The organism is Streptococcus sp. HMSC067A03 (genome assembly GCF_001814295.1).
GTDB lineage: Bacteria > Bacillota > Bacilli > Lactobacillales > Streptococcaceae > Streptococcus > Streptococcus constellatus.
Map to the genome: position 1 here is coordinate 46,018 of NZ_KV815682.1, position 357 is coordinate 46,374.

General features: G+C 41.7%; 1 protein-coding gene. It reads left to right on the forward strand.

The annotated features are described in order from the left end of the window. Positions 1-84: 84 nt before the first annotated feature. The coding region (locus tag HMPREF2963_RS09740; RefSeq protein ID WP_410002515.1) for a hypothetical protein at positions 85-357 on the forward strand (273 nt) is incomplete at its 3' end.

A 357-nucleotide genomic window follows, 5' to 3' on the forward strand; every position in this document is an offset into this window, starting at 1 on the left:
AGAGCTGTGCTGTTTCGAATGGTTCCAAAACTGTGCACTTTTCATCGGTGCACCACCTTTCGTTTTAGAGCTGTGCTGTTTCGAATGGTTCCAAAACTGTTTTTAGCGGCTGCTATAACAATCAATGGTTTTAGAGCTGTGCTGTTTCGAATGGTTCCAAAACCAAGAACAAGGTTGATTTTCAGGAATACACGTTTTAGAGCTGTGCTGTTTCGAATGGTTCCAAAACTGTTTTTAGCGGCTGCTATAACAATCAATGGTTTTAGAGCTGTGCTGTTTCGAATGGTTCCAAAACTGAGCTATTGGGAAAGTATACCCCCTCTTTGTTTTAGAGCTGTGCTGTTTCGAATGGTTCCA